Raw genomic sequence first — 1,795 nt, 5'->3', positions numbered from 1 at the left:
TTAGAAGCCATTATTGAAAACCCGCTCACCGACGATTTACTGTATTTTGCTGACGATTTTTTAATGCGTAAGTTTAATAAAAAAACACGTTCGCGTTTAAGTGCCATGCTTGCCGATACTCAGTGCGTGCTAGAAATAGATGAACTGTACCGAGGTGAAGTAGAGCAGGGCGTAAACGATTATTATACTCGCCAAGGTATGGCTGTATTTAATACCGAAAACACGCTTTGGCAAAGTTTGTTTGGTTTAGTATTTTGGCATGAGTTATTTGTGGAGTCGCCTTATCCGCCATGCAATGAGTTTGATATTTACCCACAAGTATTAAGGCTTGGTAATTTTTATGAAGCGCAGCAAACACAGATAAATGAGCGCTTAGCACAGTGCCAAACGTCGCAAGCATTACTTAATCTAGTATGCAAAAATGCAGCGCAATACTTTGACCAACCTAACGGTTTGTTTAGATGGCGCAGCAATTTATTAGAGCCACTAGAAGCGCTTATTTTAAACAGCCCACTTGAGGCATTAATTACTCATTTAACGGCTATGAGCAAACATTATTTACAGCTAAAAGACGGCTACCCCGACTTAATGGTCATTAATAATGGACAAGTACATTTTGAAGAGGTAAAAGCCCCAGGCGACAAACTTAGGCGCAACCAACTAACCACGATAGATAATTTAAAAAATGTGGGCTTTACAGTACACATTGCTGCGGTTAAATGGTTTGTAGATCCTAACCGTATTTACAGTGTGGTCGATATAGAAACCACAGGCGGCTTAAAAGGCGGTAACCGTATTACCGAAATAGGCCTTGTAAAAGTGCAGCACGGTAAAGTAATTGATACTTGGACAAGCTTAGTTAATCCCGAGCGCCATATACCTGGATTTATAACGTCACTAACTGGCATAAGCGATAGCATGGTACGCAACGCGCCTGTATTTGCCGATATAGCCAAGCCGCTATTAGATAAACTCGCAGGCAGTATTTTTGTAGCCCATAACGTTAATTTTGACTACGGCTTTATTAAAAAAGAATGCGAGATGGCAGGGCACTTTTTTAAAATGCCAAAAATGTGCACCGTGGTTGAGTCGCGCAAAGCGTTTAAAGGGTTAAAGTCGTATTCACTTGGTAACCTTAGTACGCATTTTAATTTAAATTTGACCAGCCATCACCGCGCATTNCTGCCACTGCCGAGCTGTTATTACTGATACAAAATAGTGAAACGCTAACGCCGTAGGGTATTAGCTTACCTTTAAGTATTTGAAATTTAGTTAATAAGTGGTTTTATTGTAATTTTTTAATTTATTTTGGAATAAAGTGTTTTTGTAAATCGTCTTCTTTATGTCAATCCGACAAACTAGAGGACAAAACAATGACTAAATTAAATAAAATTGTAAGCGTAATGATGTTAAGCGGTGTGTGTACTTTTACAGGTGCAGTGCACGCCGCTGATATTGAACTATCTCAGTCTACGTCGGCGCAGCAACAAACATCTACATCTATTGCGCTTTCACAAAACGGTTTAACAGCCAGTGGTAGCAATGATACAAACGCATCTAGCGATACACAAGTAACGGCTGATGACTCGCAAGAAACAGATTCAACGGCAAATAACACGCAAACTCCAGCGCAAGAAAGCAGCGAAACCACAGAGCCTGCAAATTCATTAGTTGCATCTGGCAGCTCATCTTTAAATAACGCATTGAACGCATCGGCATCGTCTTTAAATGCCACAAGTAATAACACAGTCAACACAGCGCTTGATGCAACAGCGCAGTTAACCTCATCGGCGGG

Annotated in this window: 2 pseudogenes; both read left to right on the top strand. The window is 40.5% G+C overall.

Going from position 1 to position 1,795, the window contains the following annotated elements:
* Nucleotides 1-1,238: pseudogene (locus L654_RS0108505) on the top strand (exonuclease domain-containing protein); the annotation flags it as partial.
* Between the two features lie 135 nt (nt 1,239-1,373).
* Nucleotides 1,374-1,795 (top strand): annotated as a pseudogene (locus tag L654_RS0108500) (hypothetical protein); the annotation flags it as partial.

Source organism: Pseudoalteromonas sp. TAB23 (genome assembly GCF_000498075.1).
GTDB classification, from domain to species: Bacteria; Pseudomonadota; Gammaproteobacteria; order Enterobacterales; family Alteromonadaceae; genus Pseudoalteromonas; species Pseudoalteromonas arctica.
Note: the sequence above shows the minus strand (reverse complement) of the source record. Positions and strands in the feature narration are given on the sequence as shown.